The 16756-nt window shown below is 39.4% G+C and carries 12 protein-coding genes, 1 tRNA gene and 1 riboswitch; of the genes, 6 read left to right on the plus strand and 7 right to left on the minus strand.

The genetic code is table 11. The features are described from left to right. Window positions 1-3 precede the first annotated feature (3 nt). Window positions 4-1455, plus strand: a complete 1452-nt coding sequence (locus tag ACPF7B_RS08250; RefSeq protein ID WP_490505332.1) for an alanine/glycine:cation symporter family protein — start codon at window positions 4-6, stop codon at window positions 1453-1455. A gap of 137 nt (window positions 1456-1592) precedes the next feature. Here ACPF7B_RS08250 and ACPF7B_RS08255 read toward each other — a convergent pair whose 3' ends face one another. Both ACPF7B_RS08255 and ACPF7B_RS08260 read right to left on the minus strand, forming a co-directional pair. Beyond that, window positions 1593-2447, minus strand: a complete 855-nt coding sequence (locus tag ACPF7B_RS08255; protein ID WP_490505333.1) for a CvfB family protein — start codon at window positions 2445-2447, stop codon at window positions 1593-1595. A 134-nt stretch (window positions 2448-2581) separates the two neighbouring features. Beyond that, window positions 2582-3856 carry a BaiN/RdsA family NAD(P)/FAD-dependent oxidoreductase gene (locus tag ACPF7B_RS08260; protein WP_490505334.1) on the minus strand — a complete coding sequence of 425 codons (1275 nt, stop codon included), beginning with the start codon at window positions 3854-3856 and terminating at the stop codon, window positions 2582-2584. Between the two features lie 163 nt (window positions 3857-4019). Here ACPF7B_RS08260 and ACPF7B_RS08265 point away from each other — a divergent pair, with 163 nt between their 5' ends. From ACPF7B_RS08265 to metE, 3 genes are all read left to right on the plus strand, one after another. Then, window positions 4020-4805 carry a TSUP family transporter gene (locus tag ACPF7B_RS08265; RefSeq protein WP_490505335.1) on the plus strand — a complete coding sequence of 262 codons (786 nt, stop codon included), beginning with the start codon at window positions 4020-4022 and terminating at the stop codon, window positions 4803-4805. A gap of 293 nt (window positions 4806-5098) precedes the next feature. Continuing rightward, the gene (rbsK, locus tag ACPF7B_RS08270) at window positions 5099-6022 is read left to right on the plus strand and encodes a ribokinase (protein WP_490505336.1); all 924 of its coding nucleotides are present in this window, start codon (window positions 5099-5101) and stop codon (window positions 6020-6022) included. Window positions 6023-6095: 73 nt separating this feature from the next. Next, window positions 6096-6199, plus strand: a riboswitch (SAM riboswitch). 145 nt (window positions 6200-6344) lie between these two features. Then, window positions 6345-8627 (plus strand): 5-methyltetrahydropteroyltriglutamate--homocysteine S-methyltransferase, encoded by a 2283-nt coding sequence (metE, locus tag ACPF7B_RS08275; protein WP_490505337.1) that lies wholly within the window; start codon window positions 6345-6347, stop codon window positions 8625-8627. 181 nt (window positions 8628-8808) lie between these two features. Here the strand turns inward: metE and nfo are convergent, their stop codons facing one another. The 5 genes from nfo to hemN form a co-directional block, all read right to left on the minus strand. Next, on the minus strand, window positions 8809-9654 hold the full coding sequence (nfo, locus tag ACPF7B_RS08280; protein WP_490505338.1) for a deoxyribonuclease IV: 846 nt from the start codon (window positions 9652-9654) through the stop codon (window positions 8809-8811). A 115-nt stretch (window positions 9655-9769) separates the two neighbouring features. Continuing rightward, entirely contained in the window at window positions 9770-10225 is a 456-nt protein-coding gene (locus ACPF7B_RS08285; protein WP_490505339.1) for a GNAT family N-acetyltransferase, read from the minus strand. Window positions 10226-10331: 106 nt separating this feature from the next. Next, on the minus strand, window positions 10332-11996 hold the full coding sequence (locus ACPF7B_RS08290) for a cation acetate symporter (protein WP_490506519.1): 1665 nt from the start codon (window positions 11994-11996) through the stop codon (window positions 10332-10334). A gap of 16 nt (window positions 11997-12012) precedes the next feature. Next, window positions 12013-12369 (minus strand): DUF485 domain-containing protein, encoded by a 357-nt coding sequence (locus ACPF7B_RS08295; protein ID WP_490505340.1) that lies wholly within the window; start codon window positions 12367-12369, stop codon window positions 12013-12015. A 515-nt stretch (window positions 12370-12884) separates the two neighbouring features. Then, on the minus strand, window positions 12885-14261 hold the full coding sequence (gene hemN, locus ACPF7B_RS08300) for an oxygen-independent coproporphyrinogen III oxidase (RefSeq protein WP_490505341.1): 1377 nt from the start codon (window positions 14259-14261) through the stop codon (window positions 12885-12887). Between the two features lie 240 nt (window positions 14262-14501). On the opposite strand from hemN, the gene pyk reads away from it, so the two are divergent. After that, complete coding sequence (gene pyk, locus ACPF7B_RS08305; RefSeq protein ID WP_490505342.1) at window positions 14502-15941, plus strand: pyruvate kinase; 1440 nt, start codon at window positions 14502-14504, stop codon at window positions 15939-15941. Between the two features lie 77 nt (window positions 15942-16018). Next, a tRNA-Ser gene (locus tag ACPF7B_RS08310) sits at window positions 16019-16108 on the plus strand. Window positions 16109-16756 lie beyond the last annotated feature (648 nt).

Genomic DNA, 16756 nt, shown 5'->3' on the forward strand with positions numbered 1-16756 from the left:
ACTATGAATGTTTTCTCAGCTTTTTTAGACGGAATAAATGATTTGTTATGGTCTTATCTGTTAGTGGGAGCCTTTGTTATTTTAGGCGGCTATTTCAGTATTAAGACAGGTTTTTTACAAGTCCGATTTTTGAGAGAGGTGGTGAGGCTCCTTCTAGAGCGACCGAAAAATGGGATTGGCATCTCTGCATTTCGTTCATTTAATTTAAGTCTTGCAAGTCGAGTCGGCGCAAGTAATATTTTAGGAACGGCGACAGCTATTGGTATTGGTGGTCCAGGAGCTGTTTTTTGGATGTGGCTGATTGCCTTTTTGGGTATTGGTATATCTTTTGTAGAAAACACGTTGGGTCAGGTTTATAAAGAACAAGATGAGGATCTTTACCGCGGTGGGCCTGCGCACTATTTGAAGAAAGGATTAGGCGCTCCTAAATTCGCTATGACTTACGTACTAGTTTTTTTATTCAGCTTTGGAATTATCTTCAACCTCGTCCAGGGAAATATTGTTTCGGAATCAATTCGTTCAGTCTACTCAATTAATGCGCATTGGGCGGAATTTTTATTAATTATTCCCGTAGCTTTTGTGATATTTGGAGGCTTACGTAGAATTGTTTATACTGCTGATATTATGGTTCCTGTGATGATTGTGACTTATCTTGGTGCTTGTTTCTACATTATAGGCTCTAATCTTGATAAGATTCCTGAGATTTTACTATTAATTTGTAACAAAGCTTTTGGCGTCGATGAAGTAATTGGTGCTGGCATAGGCGTGGCTCTAGTTCAGGGGACAAGTCGAAGTTTTTTCTCGAATGAAACAGGCCTAGGTTCTGTTGCAATCGCTGCTGCGACTGTTAATACATCACATCCTGCTAAGCAGGGAATTGTACAATCATTTGGTATCTTGGTTGATACGATGCTTATCTGTACATCTACTGCCATAGTGATTCTTTTAGCTGGCCTTTATGGACATGGAGAAGTCACAAATGGCATTCTTTTAACGCAAGCATCAATGAGCATGCATATTGGTGAATTGGCACCATATTTTGTCTCATTTACCTTAATCTTTTTTGCATTTACATCAATTATTAGTAATTACTATTATGGTGAAGTAAATATCCGTTATCTTTCGAAAAAACGCGTTACTCTACAATCATATCGTTTTTTTGTATTGTTAATGCTTATGATTGGTCCCTTTTTGAATATCACGAATTTATGGCGATGGGCAAATTTAGGGATCGGCTTATTAACGATTCTTAACCTTATTGGTTTATTCTTTTTAGGAAAAATTGCGTTGAAGGTTTATGAAAACTATTTGATTCAGCGAAGAGCTGGTAAAAATCCTATTTTCTATGCCGAAGATATTCCGGAAATTGGGGATGTAGCGTGTTGGAAAAAACCTGAACATCTTCGTGAAAATCATATTAATGATGCGTATTTTAAAGCAATGCCAAAAGAATAAAATATGAAAAGGCTTATACTTTGATATATCAGCACATTAATTAAAAAACTGATCATTATCAGGGTTAAATGTACTTAATTTTAATCGAAGTCTTCGACCTATCAACATATTTAATTTTTTAGCAAGGTGCCTAATATTTAAATATTTTTAATGATTCGTTTTTCTTGAATAATGATTTTATGGGCTTTATAGAGTCCACCAATTGCTCGTTTAAATGCGGATTTACTCACGCCGAGGATTTTAAAAATTTCATCTGGAGAACTCTTGTCACCAATTGGCAGTGTACCTCCATATTCACTGATTTTGCGTAGAATTTTATCTTCAAGAGAATCACGAGCTTCGGGAGTATTGATAATTGGGCGTTCAATAATATCAAGTTTTCCATCTTCACGGACATGCTTTATAAATCCTGGAATCTCATCACCAATGGCAAGATCACTGTGGACATCGTTGTGATAAATCAGTCCCCAATATGCGTTATCCACGATCACTTTTAATCCAAGATCTGTCTCTTCAACAACGAGTAATTCTACTTCATCACCATCGTTATAGTGATGGATGCCTTTATCAAGAAATTGTTCAAGCTTCATACTTGCAGTGATACGCCCTGATTTTTCATCAATATAGGTATAAACAATCGCAAAATCACCGGCCTGTAATTCACCGACTTCTTCACTAAAAGGGAGTAAAAGATCTTTTGATAATCCCCAATCGAGGAAAATCCCAAAATCATTGATTTCAGCAACTTGTAGATCGGCAAAGCGCCCAACTTGAGTATAAGGTTGCTTCGTTGTTGCAATGAGTTGATGGTGTTGACCTTCATAGATAAAAACATCGATCCAGTCACCGACTTTGAAGGATTTCTTAGGAGAAAGTTCTGAATGGGGAAGAAGAATATCACCGTCGAGGATGAATCCCATTTTATTTGCTTGAGTAATCGTAAGCCGATTGATTTTTCCGAGTTTTGACTCGTTATAATTGTTGTAAGACATAAGTCCTTTGAAGATAGAAACGCTAAAATAAAATCGCTAAGTGAATTTTTTAATTCATCTATTGACTCTATTATAAGCATTCGCTTAAAAATCGATAGTAAATAAAATGAATTGTTCTGTATTGATACACGGGGTTACTGGGTTTCTTTTTCAAGGATCGCTCGTGCTGCACATTGTGCCGATGACCAAGCCCACTGAAAATTATATCCACCCAGCCATCCAACGACATCTACCACCTCACCGATAAAATAGAGATTTTCAGTCAGCAAACTTTCCATTGAACGAGGATTTATTTCTTTCGTATTTACACCACCACGTGTTGCTTCAGCAGTTTTATGTCCATCGGTACCACTTGGGATAATTGTCCATTCTGTAAGGAGTTGGCTTATTTTTTCGAAAATTTTATGGGGAATCTCTGGAAGTGGCATTGAGAGATAAGGATGAAATTCAGGCTCATGATTGAGCCAAAATTGAATAAGTCGGCGCGGCATTTCTGGCACAAGCTCATGTAAAGCATTTTCTAATGTGATTTTTCGCTGAGATTTGAGTGCAATTAGAGCCTCAAAGAGATTTAGATCGGGTGCAAAATTAATCGTAATTGTTTGCCCAGCTTTCCAATAGCTCGAAATTTGTAGAATTGCCGGACCCGATAGACCTTTATGGCGAAAGAGCAGATCTTCCTGAAAACTTACGCGATCTTTCGGTTTTTTACCGGGATTGGTCGTGACTTCAACGGGGAGAGAAACGCCGGCGAGCGACGGAAAATTATTTTGTTCCCAAAAATCAAAATGAAGGGGGACTAATGCGGGACGTGGATCGATAATTGAGTGCCCAAACTGCTTTGCAATTCGATACCCAAAATCTGTTGCGCCAATTTTCGGGATTGCTAAACCGCCCGTTGCGATGATTAATCGTGTTGCTTGGAAATGATTTTTTGATGTTGTTAAGTGAAATCCTTCAGTCGTCTGTTCGATTGTTTCAACATTGATACCCGTTTGAAGGTCTACGTTACCTTTTCGACATTCTGAAAGAAGTAACTCAATAATATTTTTAGAAGAGGCACCTTGTTCTCGATCACAGAAGAGTTGACCGCGATGTTTTTCGGTATAAGGGATCCGGTAGCGTTCAACAAGCGCGATAAAATCCTGGGCGGTAAAGTTAGAGAGAGCATAGCGCACAAACTTAGGATTTTCAGAAACATAATAAGGTGCGGCATCAAATCCATCGATATGGGTATTGGTAAAGTTACAAAAACCGCCGCCAGCAATACGAATTTTCTCCCCAATTTTCGTTGCATGATCGAGTAGAACTACCGGTTTCCCTTGTTGTCCAAGGACACTAGCAGCCATTAATCCCGCAGCTCCGGCACCGATAATTGCTACATCAAATATTTGTTGATTTTTATGCATATTACGAACGATCTCTATTTAGAATTTATGGCTAATTATAAAGATTTTTAGTGAGTATGCGAACGATTCTACCTATTGGGTTAAGAAATAAAGTCACACGGAGTGATGTTTTGCTAAACTGCACAAAAAGGGTAATAAATTCACCAAAGAAAAAGGAATCGAAGTGTCAGGAGAGATTATAGCTATATTAGTGGGAGTTGCAGTCGTTGCTGGATTTATTGATGCCATCGCTGGCGGCGGCGGTCTCATTACATTGCCTGCATTGCTGCTCGCTGGATTAACACCGGTGCAAGCTCTTGCAACAAATAAACTGCAATCTTCTGCAGGTTCTTTTTCTGCAACGGTGGCATTTTTCCGTAAGGGTTTGATTCATTGGAAGAGATCAAAATGGATCTTTTTTATGGCTCTGACCGGAGGCATGATTGGGGCGCTTTTAGCCACGAAATTGCCGGCAACCTTTTTGCAGATAATTGTCCCAATTCTGCTTTTATGTGTTGCAATATACTTCATGTTTTCTCCCTCATTAGATGGTAAGGAGCGTAGAGCGAAGATCTCTCGAACGCTTTTTCTCTTAACATTTGTTCCATTAATTGGGTTTTATGATGGGATATTCGGTCCCGGCACGGGCTCATTCTTTATGGTCGCATTTGTGTTAATGCTCGGAAGTACGTTAGTAAATGCAATTGCAGAGACAAAACTAGCCAATTTTGCATCGAATATTGGTTCCCTAGTAATCTTTGCTTTTTCTGGGGAAATGCAGGTATTAATCGGAGTATTAATGGCACTTGGCGCATTTTTAGGTGCGCAGTTAGGGGCTATTTTCGCTGTTAAATATGGTGGAAAAGTTATTCGCCCATTGCTGATTGCGATGAGTGTTGCGATGGCGATTAAACTTTTGTTAGAGCCGTCAAATCCGCTTTCACATTGGTTTATGAAATTATTGGGTTAAAATAATCTTTTAGCAAAAAAAGAGAGTAGCCCAGTGATGGGGAGCTACTCTGTAAAATATATCAATCCTGTATATTTGGAGACATGAATTGATAGTATAAATAGATAAATTTTCTATTCTTGTCGACATTATAAGCAAATTTTCTTTTAAAATGTAAAAAAACTTCCATATTTTTGCGCTATTTATTCCCATAATTCAAATGGATTGTGTAAAAGTAGCATGGAAGTGCTATTTCTCAGAACTATTGGTAAAATCATCGGTGTCGATCCATAAAATACTCAAAGAGATACATAATGAAGAAAGAACTGATCGTTTTAGGTAGTAGTAATGTTGATTATATTCTAAAAGTTCCGCGCTTTTTAATGCCGGGAGAAACATTATCTGGTGAGCAGTATCAAGTTGCACTCGGTGGAAAAGGCGCAAATCAAGCCGTAGCGGCAGGTCGAGCGGGTGCTAATATCCATTTTATCTCTGCTGTCGGTGATGATGATATTGGACAGCGTGCTATTGACCAGTTTTTAAAAGATGGGATCAATACAGATTTAATGAAAATTATTCCGGATGAAAAAACAGGTGTCGCACTTATTTTTGTCAATCAAGATGCAGAAAATATGATCGGCATTTATGCCGGTGCAAATGCGCATGTAGATACAAATTTCATTAAACCATATCTTGATAAAATCACTCAAGCTGATGCGCTTTTAATGCAACTTGAAACGCCGATTGATGGATTAGAGCTTGCTGCGCATCACGCTAAAAAAGCTGGTGTAAAAGTAGTGTTAAATCCCGCACCGGCGAAGCCTCTTTCTGATCACTTTTTGGCAAATATAGATCTTATTACTCCCAATGAAACGGAAGCAAAAATTCTAACAGGTATTGATGTTGAAACAGAGGAAGATGCCCAAAAGGCTTCTCATGTTTTACATGAAAAAGGGATTGAAACTGTCATTATTACACTTGGAAAACGTGGTGCTTGGGTAAGTACAAAAGGCAACGGTGAACTTATTTCAGGGTTTGGTGTGAAAGCAGTTGATACCATTGGTGCAGGTGATACCTTTAATGGTGTATTAGTGACAGCACTTTTAGAAGGAAAGTCCTTAAAAGATGCCGTTTTAATGGGACATGCCGCTGGAGCTTTAGCTGTGACAAAAGAGGGGGCTCAGCCAGCAATTCCATGGCGTAACGCGATTGATCAGTTTTTAGAAAAGGTAAAATAATTCTTTTTTTGCAAAAATAGTTTGCTTTTAATAATGAGCTATGGCTATTATAAAAAACGCTGTTAAAGGCGAATATTTATCAAGAGTGGTGGAGGGATAGGCCCTGTGAAACCCGGCAACCTGGATACGAAAAAGGTATTTAAGGTGCTAACTCCTACAGCGATACAGAGATATTGAGGAATACAAATCCCCAATGAGTATCGACTGAGAGATAAAAGCGATTGGATTCTAGCCAACACTGCTTGATAAGAAAAAGAGTGTTGGTTTTTTTATGCCCGCTCAGAAATGACCATAAAAAATTAAAATTTACAGGAGATAATCGATGGCTGTTGCACATATTTTAGGATTCCCTCGCGTTGGCGCAAAACGTGAATTAAAGTTTGCACTAGAGAAGTATTGGCAGAAAAAGATTTCACAACGAGCATTACTTGATATTGCTCAACAAGTGGAAGAAGCAGGGTGGCAGTCGCAAGCGGATTTAGACCTTTTAACTGTTGGTGACTTTACCCTTTATGACCATATTTTGGATACTTCAGTATTACTTGGGGTGGTTCCTGCTCGTTTTAATCATCCGGAAAAGGATGCTGTGTCTCTTGATACTTATTTCCGTATCGCACGTGGCCGTGCGCCCACAGGGGAAGATGCTCCGGCATCAGAGATGACAAAATGGTTTGATACTAATTATCATTACATCGTTCCTGAGATCACAAAAGGACAACAATTCCGCCTTTCGAGTTCACAGTTGTTCGATACAGTAGAGAGAGCAAAATCGTTTACCGATAAAAAAGTAAAAGCGGTATTGGTAGGACCATTAACATGGCTACGTTTAGCGGCGATTAAAGGGGAAGACTTCTCAAAGCTTGAGCTTCTCCCAGCGCTTTTATCTGCTTATGATGAAATTATTACGAAACTAATTGAGAGCGGGGCCGATTGGATTCAGATTGATGAGCCAATTTTGGCTTTAGATCTGTGTCATAAATGGCGAACGGCTTTCAAAACGACATACGATATTTTAAGTCAAGTGAGTAACCGTTTGATTCTTACAACCTACTTTGATGAAATTGCCGATAACCTTGAAACAGTTGCCTCATTACCTGTTGCTGGGGTTCATATTGATGCGGTTCGAGGGGATCTTCTTGAAGTTGCAAAAGTGTGGTCTAAAGATAAAATTCTCTCTGTTGGGATTGTAGATGGGCGTAATGTTTGGGTGAACAATCTTTCTAAAAGTTTAGCAACGCTAGAGCCTTTAGCGAAAGAGCGGGGCGAAAAACTATGGATAGGCTCATCATGTTCTCTGCTTCATTCGCCTGTGGATCTTCGTTCAGAAGAGAAATTAGATAGTGAAATTCGTTCATGGTTAGCGTTTGGTATTCAAAAAATTGAAGAGATTACCATTCTTGCCCGTGGCATTAATAATGGCCGTGAGGCGATATCTCAACAGCTGACACACTCTGATCGTATAAATGATTCACGTGAAACATCAAAGCGAATTCATAATCCAGAAGTCACCGCTCGAGTAGCTAAAATTCGTGATGAAGATGCAAAACGGCCAAAAGAATTCCGAGAGCGTAGTAAAATTCAAGCGGATAAATTTAAGCTCCCGCTTTTCCCAACAACAACGATTGGTTCTTTTCCGCAAACACCGGAGATTCGTCAATTACGATTACAATACCGTCTTGGTGATATTGATGAGAGAGAGTATAAAGAGGGGATTTTTGAGCAGATTCGTTATGCAATTGAGGCTCAAGAACGCTTAGGCTTGGATGTTTTAGTTCATGGTGAAGCAGAGCGTAATGACATGGTTGAATACTTTGGTGAGCATTTTGATGGCTTTACCTTTACTCAATTTGGCTGGGTCCAAAGTTACGGTTCACGTTGTGTGAAACCACCGATAATTTACGGAGACGTCTCAAGACCGAAGGCAATTACAGTTGAGTGGATCAAGTATGCTCAAAGCTTGACTGACAAGCCGGTGAAAGGCATGCTGACAGGTCCTGTTACGATTCTTTCATGGTCATTCCCGCGTGATGATGAATCAGATGAAACGACAGCTTACCAAATTGCTCTAGCGCTTCGTGATGAAGTCACAGATTTGGAAAAAGCAGGTGTGACGATTATCCAGATTGATGAACCCGCAATTCGTGAGTTGTTACCGCTTCGTAAAGATCGACAAGCGGCATATCTTGCATGGGCCGAAAAAGCATTTCGCTTGAGTAGCTCTGGAGTTGCTGATGACACGCAGATTCATACGCACATGTGCTATTCCAACTTTAACGAAATTATCCACTCCATTGCAAACTTAGATGCCGATGTGATTACGATTGAAACATCTCGTTCAGATATGAAGTTACTCGATGTCTTTAGAGAGTTTAAATATCCTAATGATATTGGCCCAGGTGTTTACGATATTCATTCTCCACGGATTCCAACCATTGGTGAGATTGAAGCATTAATTGAAAAAGCAACGGAATATTTACCAAAGGAGCGGATCTGGATTAACCCTGACTGTGGACTCAAAACACGTGGTTGGGATGAAGTTTATGATGCGCTTGAAAACCTTGTTGCGGCAACGCATTCTCTTCGTGCTCGATATCAGGAAGTATAAATTTGAGCTAAAAAGTATTGGGATTTTTAGATCCCAATACTGTAATGATGTTTATATTTTTAAAAAATGTTGTGTGACTTTACCCTATCTTGTTGTGATTACTCACTCGGGATAGGGCTTTTTTATAACGTTGTAAAAATGTTATAAAAAAGATTGAATAGAAAAAGATATAAAAATAATGTTATTTTTCTAAGGAGCGCAGCCATGCGATCTCATCTTTCCAAATTTCAGGTTCGATTGTTTCGAGAATTAATGGCATATTGCGGAAACGATCATCTTGCATAATATAACGGAAAGGTGTTTCACCAATCTCGCCTTTTCCTAAACTATGATGGCGATCGACGCGACTATCAAAAGCACCTTTTGAATCATTGAGATGCATTGCACGGAGATAATCAAAGCCTACAATCTTATCAAACTCGGTAAAAGTTTGGTCGCAACCCTCTTCCGTACGAAGTTCATAACCAGCGGCAAAAGCATGGCAAGTGTCGATACAGACCCCGACACGGCTCTTATCTTCAATATCTTCGATAATACGTGCAATATGCTCGAAATCGAAGCCTAGGTTAGAGCCTTGTCCAGCCGTATTTTCAATAACGGCAGTTACCCCTTTTGTTTGTGAGAGGATAATATTAATGGACTCAGCAATGGTTGCTAAGCATTCATTTACTGGCATCTTATTAAGATGACTACCGGGATGGAAGTTAATCAGTTCGATCCCTAATTGTTCGCACCGCTGAAATTCATCGAGCAACGCATCCCGCGATTTTGCTAGTTGCTCTGCATCATGATGGCCAGGATTAATCAAATAACTTGCATGGGGCAAGATATGCTTAGGTGAATAGCTATAAACTTCTAAAAAACGTTTATAGCTCTCAATATCTGCTTGTTTTAATGGTGGTCCTTCCCAGCGACGATTGTTTTTGGTGAAGAGTGCAAATGCATTGGCATCGATCTCTTTCGCATTTTTTACACTATTTTGAACGCCGCCAGCAGCGCTTACATGAGCACCAATATAGTATGTCATTCTATTTCCTCATTGCTATTTTGCTCTATTGTACGCAAAAATCATCTAAAAGTGGCAAGGAGATTGATTTAATTCCGTAATCGAACAGATCTAGTCATTTTATAATGATGATATTTTATTGTTTAGCTTCAACCATTAGTAACTCAGGCTGTCCCGTATGTTTGTCGATCTGTTCTTGTTGAATGATAAAGCCATGGTGTTGATAAAAATCAACCGCCCGCTGATTCGCTTTATAAACAGTTAATGAGAGTGTGTGATTTATGCTTTTGGCATGTTCGAGTAAGATCGAACCAATGCCTTCTCCTTGTTTGTCAGGTGAAACAAAAAGAGCCGCGATACTATTTTTATAGATTGCATAAAATCCAACAACTTGCCCATTGATCACTGCCATATAGATATCAGATGCCGGTAGATAGATATTGCACATATCGGCCACCTTTGATTGCCAATATTCTGCGGCAATAAAATTATGGGCTTTAATCGATGCATTAAGCCAAATATCGATGATTGTTTGAAAATCTTCAGGGCGGCTTAATGGGCGGATAAGAATCTCTTGTTGTTGAATCATCATAAGGCTCCAAATAAGAAAAAGCACCTCTTGCGAAGTGCTTTTATGCAGATCGTAAGAATCGATTATCGTATCTTACGCATTAGTATAAAGATTGCCAAGATGGATCTTATTGGTCAGTCTTTTTATTAAAGTCAGGGTGGTTTACTTGACGATATTGCTGAATAGCTTCGGCAATTCCTTCACCGCCGACTTGTGAGCGTACATATTGTCCTGAGAAGAGCGCCTGCTCTGCTTGAGCTTCTTCTGATTTATCGGTTAATGAGAAAATCATCGTGACGATAAAGGCAATCGGAATTGAGAAGAGTGCAGGGTTGTTATAGGGCAAAATCCCTTCGCCGTTGCCGAGGACTTTCCCCCAAACTTCAGGGCCGAGGATAATCATAATAACTGCAGAAGCAAGACCCGCAGCCCCACCAATCACAGCTCCTCTCGTCGAGAGTTTTTTCCAATACATCGAAAGGAACAGTAACGGGAAGTTTGCTGATGCACCAATAGAGAAGGCTAATCCTACGACAAAGGCAACGTTCTGATTCTCAAATAGCATCCCGAGAAGAATAGCAATAACTCCTAATGCAATTGTGGTGTAGCGCGATATTTTAAGCTCAGTCTTCATGTTTGGTTTCCCTTTCATGATGACATTTGCATAGATATCATGACTAATTGCTGAAGCACCAGAGAGTGTTAATCCTGCGACAACTGCCACTAAGGTTGCAAATGTGACCGCCGACATAAATCCTAAGAAAAGATTTCCACCAACGGCATGCGCAAGATGAATCGCTGCCATATTGGTGCCACCGATTAATGTTTCACCGCTCATATACTCTGGAACGCCCATTACATAAACGATTGCTCCAAATCCGATAATGAACATCAAAAGGTAGAAATAACCGATAAAGGTCGTGGCATAAAGTACTGATTTACGGGCCTCTTTCGCATCCTTAACCGTAAAGAAACGCATTAAGATATGGGGTAATCCTGCCGTTCCAAACATTAAGCCAATACCAAGTGAGATTGCATCAATAGGATTTGGAAATTGAAGACCGGGCTTCATAATATCTAGTCCTTTCGGGCTTTTAGCAACAGCATCAGAGAAGAGTGTTTCTAAGCTAAAGCCTGACCATGCAAGCACAACAACAGACATGACGGTTGCACCAAAAAGGATTAATACTGCCTTGATCATTTGCACCCATGTTGTGGCTAACATCCCACCAAAGAGGACATATAGAACCATCATGACACCAACGATCATAACGGCAAAGCCGTAGTTAATACCAAAGAGAAGCTCGATTAATTTCCCTGCACCAACCATCTGTGCAATTAAGTAGAGCAACACAATCGCCATTGTCGAGAATGCTGCTAAAATGCGAATGGGACGTTGTTTTAAACGGTATGCAGTCACGTCAGCAAAGGTAAAACGACCAAGATTCCGGAAGCGTTCAGCCATTAAAAATAGAATTACGGGCCATCCAATAAAGAAGCCAAATGAGTAGATCAATCCATCGTAACCCGATGTAAAGACCATTGCCGATATTCCTAAGAATGACGCGGAGGAGAGAAAATCTCCAGAGATTGCTAATCCATTTTGAAAGCCTGAAAGACCACCGCCTGCGGTATAGAAATCAGATGCAGATTTGGTCTTATTTGCGGCCCAAAATGTAATATAGATTGTGGCTATAACAAAGACAAAGAACATTGCAATTGCAGTCCAGTTTTTGTCGCCAGTAGCATGTTGCGCAAAGGCAGATGTTAAGAGCGGAGAGAGAGCAAGCATCGCTCCAATAGTGATCTTATTTAAGCGATTCATTAGCGGCCTCCTTCAATAGTGTTTCATTCATCGGATCGTAGACTCTGTTTGTACGGTTGATATAGAACCCCGTTAAAATCGTGGTCCAGATAATCAGAAAAAATCCTGCAGGTATTCCCCAAGTGGTTACAGATCCTTTAGAAATGGGCATTCCTACTAAGTTCGGTGCAAATGCAACGGCTAACATTAATAACACATATAAGCCGAGAGTGAGCGCTAGCAGAATAAGACTAAATCGCTGCTTCTTCTTTACGACTTCATAAAATTTCGGATTTTTAGCAATCGATTCGATCATTTGATCGTAATCGCGATTGTAATGCTCCTTCGTTGATTGGGACATAATATCCTCCTCATATTGATAGTAATGGTTGTTGTTATTCTTATCGTGATTTATTAAATATTTAGTATTTTAGGATGAATAAGCTTGGTCGTTCTCCTCGAGATGATTGGTCTCAAGCTTTTATATCCGATTGTTTTTATTAGTTTGTTCGCACAGAGAACTCTTGTTCTTATAATGGTTAACTCAAAACTAACATAGCTTTTTTTTTATAGCAATAAATGGGTGATCAAAAAAAGAGCCTCAATGGATTTTGATCAATACTAAGATTTGGAATTTACATGATTTTAGGGAGATTGGTTAGCCGATTTAATGAAAAGATAATTAATTGATTTGAATCTTAACGTATCTTTTATGCAGTTTTTCTTTTATAAATTAAGTGAAATATAAATCATGAAAAATAAGTTTTGGATAAATTCATCGCAAAATAAAAAGGATCTTAGATATCCACTAAGATCCTCTGCATCTATATCGAATTTATTGATAGTAAGTATTTTAGGATTAGTTTGATGTTTTAACTAAATCACGCGTGAGAAACGACTATCATTTTTTTGTAAATAGGCATCAAAAACCATGCCAATATTACGAATAAGTAGACGGCCTGCATCCTGTACGTAATATTTGTCATTTTCAATAACGATCAAGCCATCATCTTGCATTGCATCGAGTTCAGGAAGATCATTCTTAAAATATTCTCGAGCATCGATATTAAAATCTTTGCTCACTTGGTCGAGATCAAGTTTCAGGTTACACATGATTTCAGTAATAACATGGCGACGGAGTACATCATCTTTCGTTAGTTTAACGCCACGCATAATGGCTAAATTATCACTATCAATCAACGCTTCATATTGTGGCATTGCTTTTGCATTTTGAGAGTAAATATCGCCAATTTGGGAGATCGATGAAATGCCCATTCCTACAACATCGCAATCGGCGTGCGTGCTGTATCCTTGGAAGTTTCGATAAAGGAGTCCTTCTTTTTGCGCGATGGCTAATTGATCCGTCGGTTTTGCAAAATGATCCATTCCAATATAGATATAGCCCGCTGCGGTGAGGCGCTCAATAACAAGTTTAAGAATGAGTAACTTCTCTTCAGGTGATGGCATATCTTCAGCATTCATCTGTCTTTGCGTTTTAAAGAGATGGGGCATATGTGCATAGTTAAATACGGACAAACGATCCGGTGAGAGTTCAATAACTTCATCGAGCGTTCGATCAAACGTTTCAACGGTTTGAAATGGTAAACCATAGATAAGATCAAGTGAAATTGATTTAAAACCTGAGTCTCGAGCTGCATGAAGCGTTTCAAGCGTAATCTCTTTAGGCTGAATTCGATTAACGGCTACTTGAACTTTATCATCAAAATCTTGAACACCCATACTTAAGCGATTAAAACCGATGGAACGAAGAAAACGAACCGTATCGCCATTCGCTTCTCGCGGGTCAACTTCAATAGAGATCTCAGCTTCATCATCAGGTAAAAGATTGAACTGCTCCCGGGTTTTATCCATGAGCGCTCTCATCTCATCTTGCGATAAGAATGTCGGCGTGCCGCCTCCCCAGTGAAGCTGCTTTGCAGGGGCTCGGTTACTAAAGAGTTTACCTTGCATCTCCATTTCGCGAAAGAGTCGCTCAAGATAAGGTTGTGCGCGTTTGCGATTTTTCGTAATAATTTTGTTGCAACCACAATAGAAACAGATTGTGTCACAAAAAGGAATGTGGAAATAGAGTGAAAGAGGATTATTTCGTGCATTCGATGCTTCTGCCGCTTCCGTATACTCTTTGCTACCAAACTCCTCGGTAAATTGTACCGCTGTTGGATAGGAAGTGTAGCGAGGTCCTGCTTTATCATATTTCGCGATGAGTGCTTCATTAAATATTTTATTTGTCATATTACTTAGATACTCTAATGAATAAGCTTCTGCTCGAAGATATTTTTATATTGATGGGGTGTTTTAAACACACAATGTAAGAATCCGTTTTTACATGTTTATAAATTATAACGGAAATAGTCTTATTGTGACTGTTTTATCGCTATTTGTTAAGCTAAGTTTTTAAATTAACGGTATACTTTGAAAAGAAGAACTTTTCGATTTTTGTTTCATTCTTTCGAATAGCAGAGGAGTAAAAAGATGCGTAGAACTAAAATTGTCGCAACATTAGGGCCAGCAACAGATAAACCTGGAGCACTTGAAGGAATTATTAAGGCAGGCGTCAACATCGTACGCTTGAACTTCTCTCATGGGGAACATGCAGAACATAAAGCGCGTGCGGAAGCTGTTCGTGAAATTGCCCAAAAGCTAGGTGTGCGAGTGGGAATTTTATCAGATCTGCAAGGCCCTAAAATTCGAATAGAGAATTTTATCGATGGCAAAGTAGAACTTGAAGAGGGGCAAAGTTTCACGCTCGATAGCGAATTAGATGAAAATGCTGGAACAAAAGAGCGCGTTGGGATTGCTTATAAAGAGTTAGTCAATGATGTTAAAGTGGGCGATACACTCTTGTTAGATGATGGTAATATCGTAGTGGAAGTTACAGGTGTTACTGCAACTGAAATTCAAACAAAAGTAGTAACGGCAGGACCACTATCTAATCGTAAAGGTTTAAATCTCAAAGGGGGAGGGCTGTCAGCAGCAGCATTAACAGAGAAAGATAAAGAAGATCTTATCTGTGCAGCGAGCTTCAATACCGACTTTATCGCGGTCTCATTTCCAAAAACAGCAGCAGATATTGAAGAAGCTCGTGAGCTTCTCGTAAAAGCAGGATCGAATGCCGGCATTGTTGCAAAAATTGAGCGAACAGAAGCGCTGGATAATATTGATGAAATTATTGAAGCATCAGATGCAATCATGATTGCCCGTGGTGACTTGGGTGTTGAAATCGGGGATGCAAAACTTGTTGGGGTGCAAAAACGTTTTATTAAACGTGCCCGCCAATTAGACAAAGCGGTAATTACTGCAACGCAGATGATGGAGTCGATGATTGAGCATCAATCGCCAACTCGTGCAGAAGTAATGGATGTTGCAAACTCGGTACTCGATGGCACTGATGCGGTAATGCTTTCGGCAGAAACAGCCGTCGGTAAATATCCTGTTAAAACAGTACAAGCGATGTCTTCAATTTGCCAAGGTGCTGAGAGTGAAATTGATTATTCATTAAGCTCAAATGGTGGCTATTCACTACGAGAAGAACCTTTTAAGTTTGAACGAACGGATGAAGCAATTGCAATGTCTTCCATTGTCCTTGCAAATCACTTTGATATTAAAGCCGTTGCATGTTTAACAGAAACAGGAACAACCGCATTATTGATGAGTCGTATCACAACAGACCTTCCAATTTACGGAATTACACGTAATGAAGCAACATGTGGGCGGTTAACAGTTTGTCGAGGTGTACAACCAATTTTATTCGATTTTAAACCTGCGCATGATGATGATATTGTGGCGCAAGTTGTGGGTGTATTGAAAGATCATAAAGCGGTTGAGTCGGGTGACCGAATTCTCGTCACTTTTGGTGCATTTAACTTTCAACAAGGTGGTACAAACTGCTTAAGAATCGTGACTATTGACTAAATAGCGATCAAAACGTAAGAATCGTGAAAAAATAGTTGCAGCGCCTAATTTTTTCACTATAATAACACTTCTTACATGGAGGCGTGGCCGAGTGGTTGAAGGCACCGGTCTTGAAAACCGGCAACGGGTTAAACCGTTCGTGAGTTCGAATCCCACCGCCTCCGCCATATTAGAAACCCTTAGCATTTGCTAGGGGTTTTTTTGTTTCAGAACGGATAATAAGACGATTGTGTAAATCGATGCATCGGAATGCAATCAAAAGGTCAAGAAGCCTATTGGTATAACAATATTGAAGGGTTTACTAGCGTTATTCATCATGGCTTTATTAGTAAACTAAAAAGTTCATTTGTTTTATGATTGGTAAAACATAATTATCGAAGGCTTATTGTGAGATATATCTTAGTCATATTATTTTTTGAATGTTGTATTTTCTCATACTGATTTTTTTGGATTAAAGGTTCTAGCTTAAGACAGGTTACATGGATGCCTAAGGGGGTTAGAGAAGACCTTCTATTATGAAGGCGGAGCGGTAGAATATGAAAGTGAGGATAGATTGACTCCAGTTAGCTGCAGAATAATGTCGTAGCAATGCTCGATATGCTTCTGCGGGTAGCTATTTAAATGAGATTGGAGTAGAGAAAAGTAAAGGAGAAGGAATTAAGTTGCAGAATTTAGCGGCTGGGGAAAGAGATGTAAGTACTCAATGGCAGTTGGATAACGCCTATTATCATGGGAATGGAGTAGTAAAAGGTAGACTCATAATTACATTAAGGCATCTCCAAAGATTATTTTAAATTCTATTTAAAAACACGCAA

It is taken from the genome of Ignatzschineria sp. 22MB058224 (genome assembly GCF_058188435.1).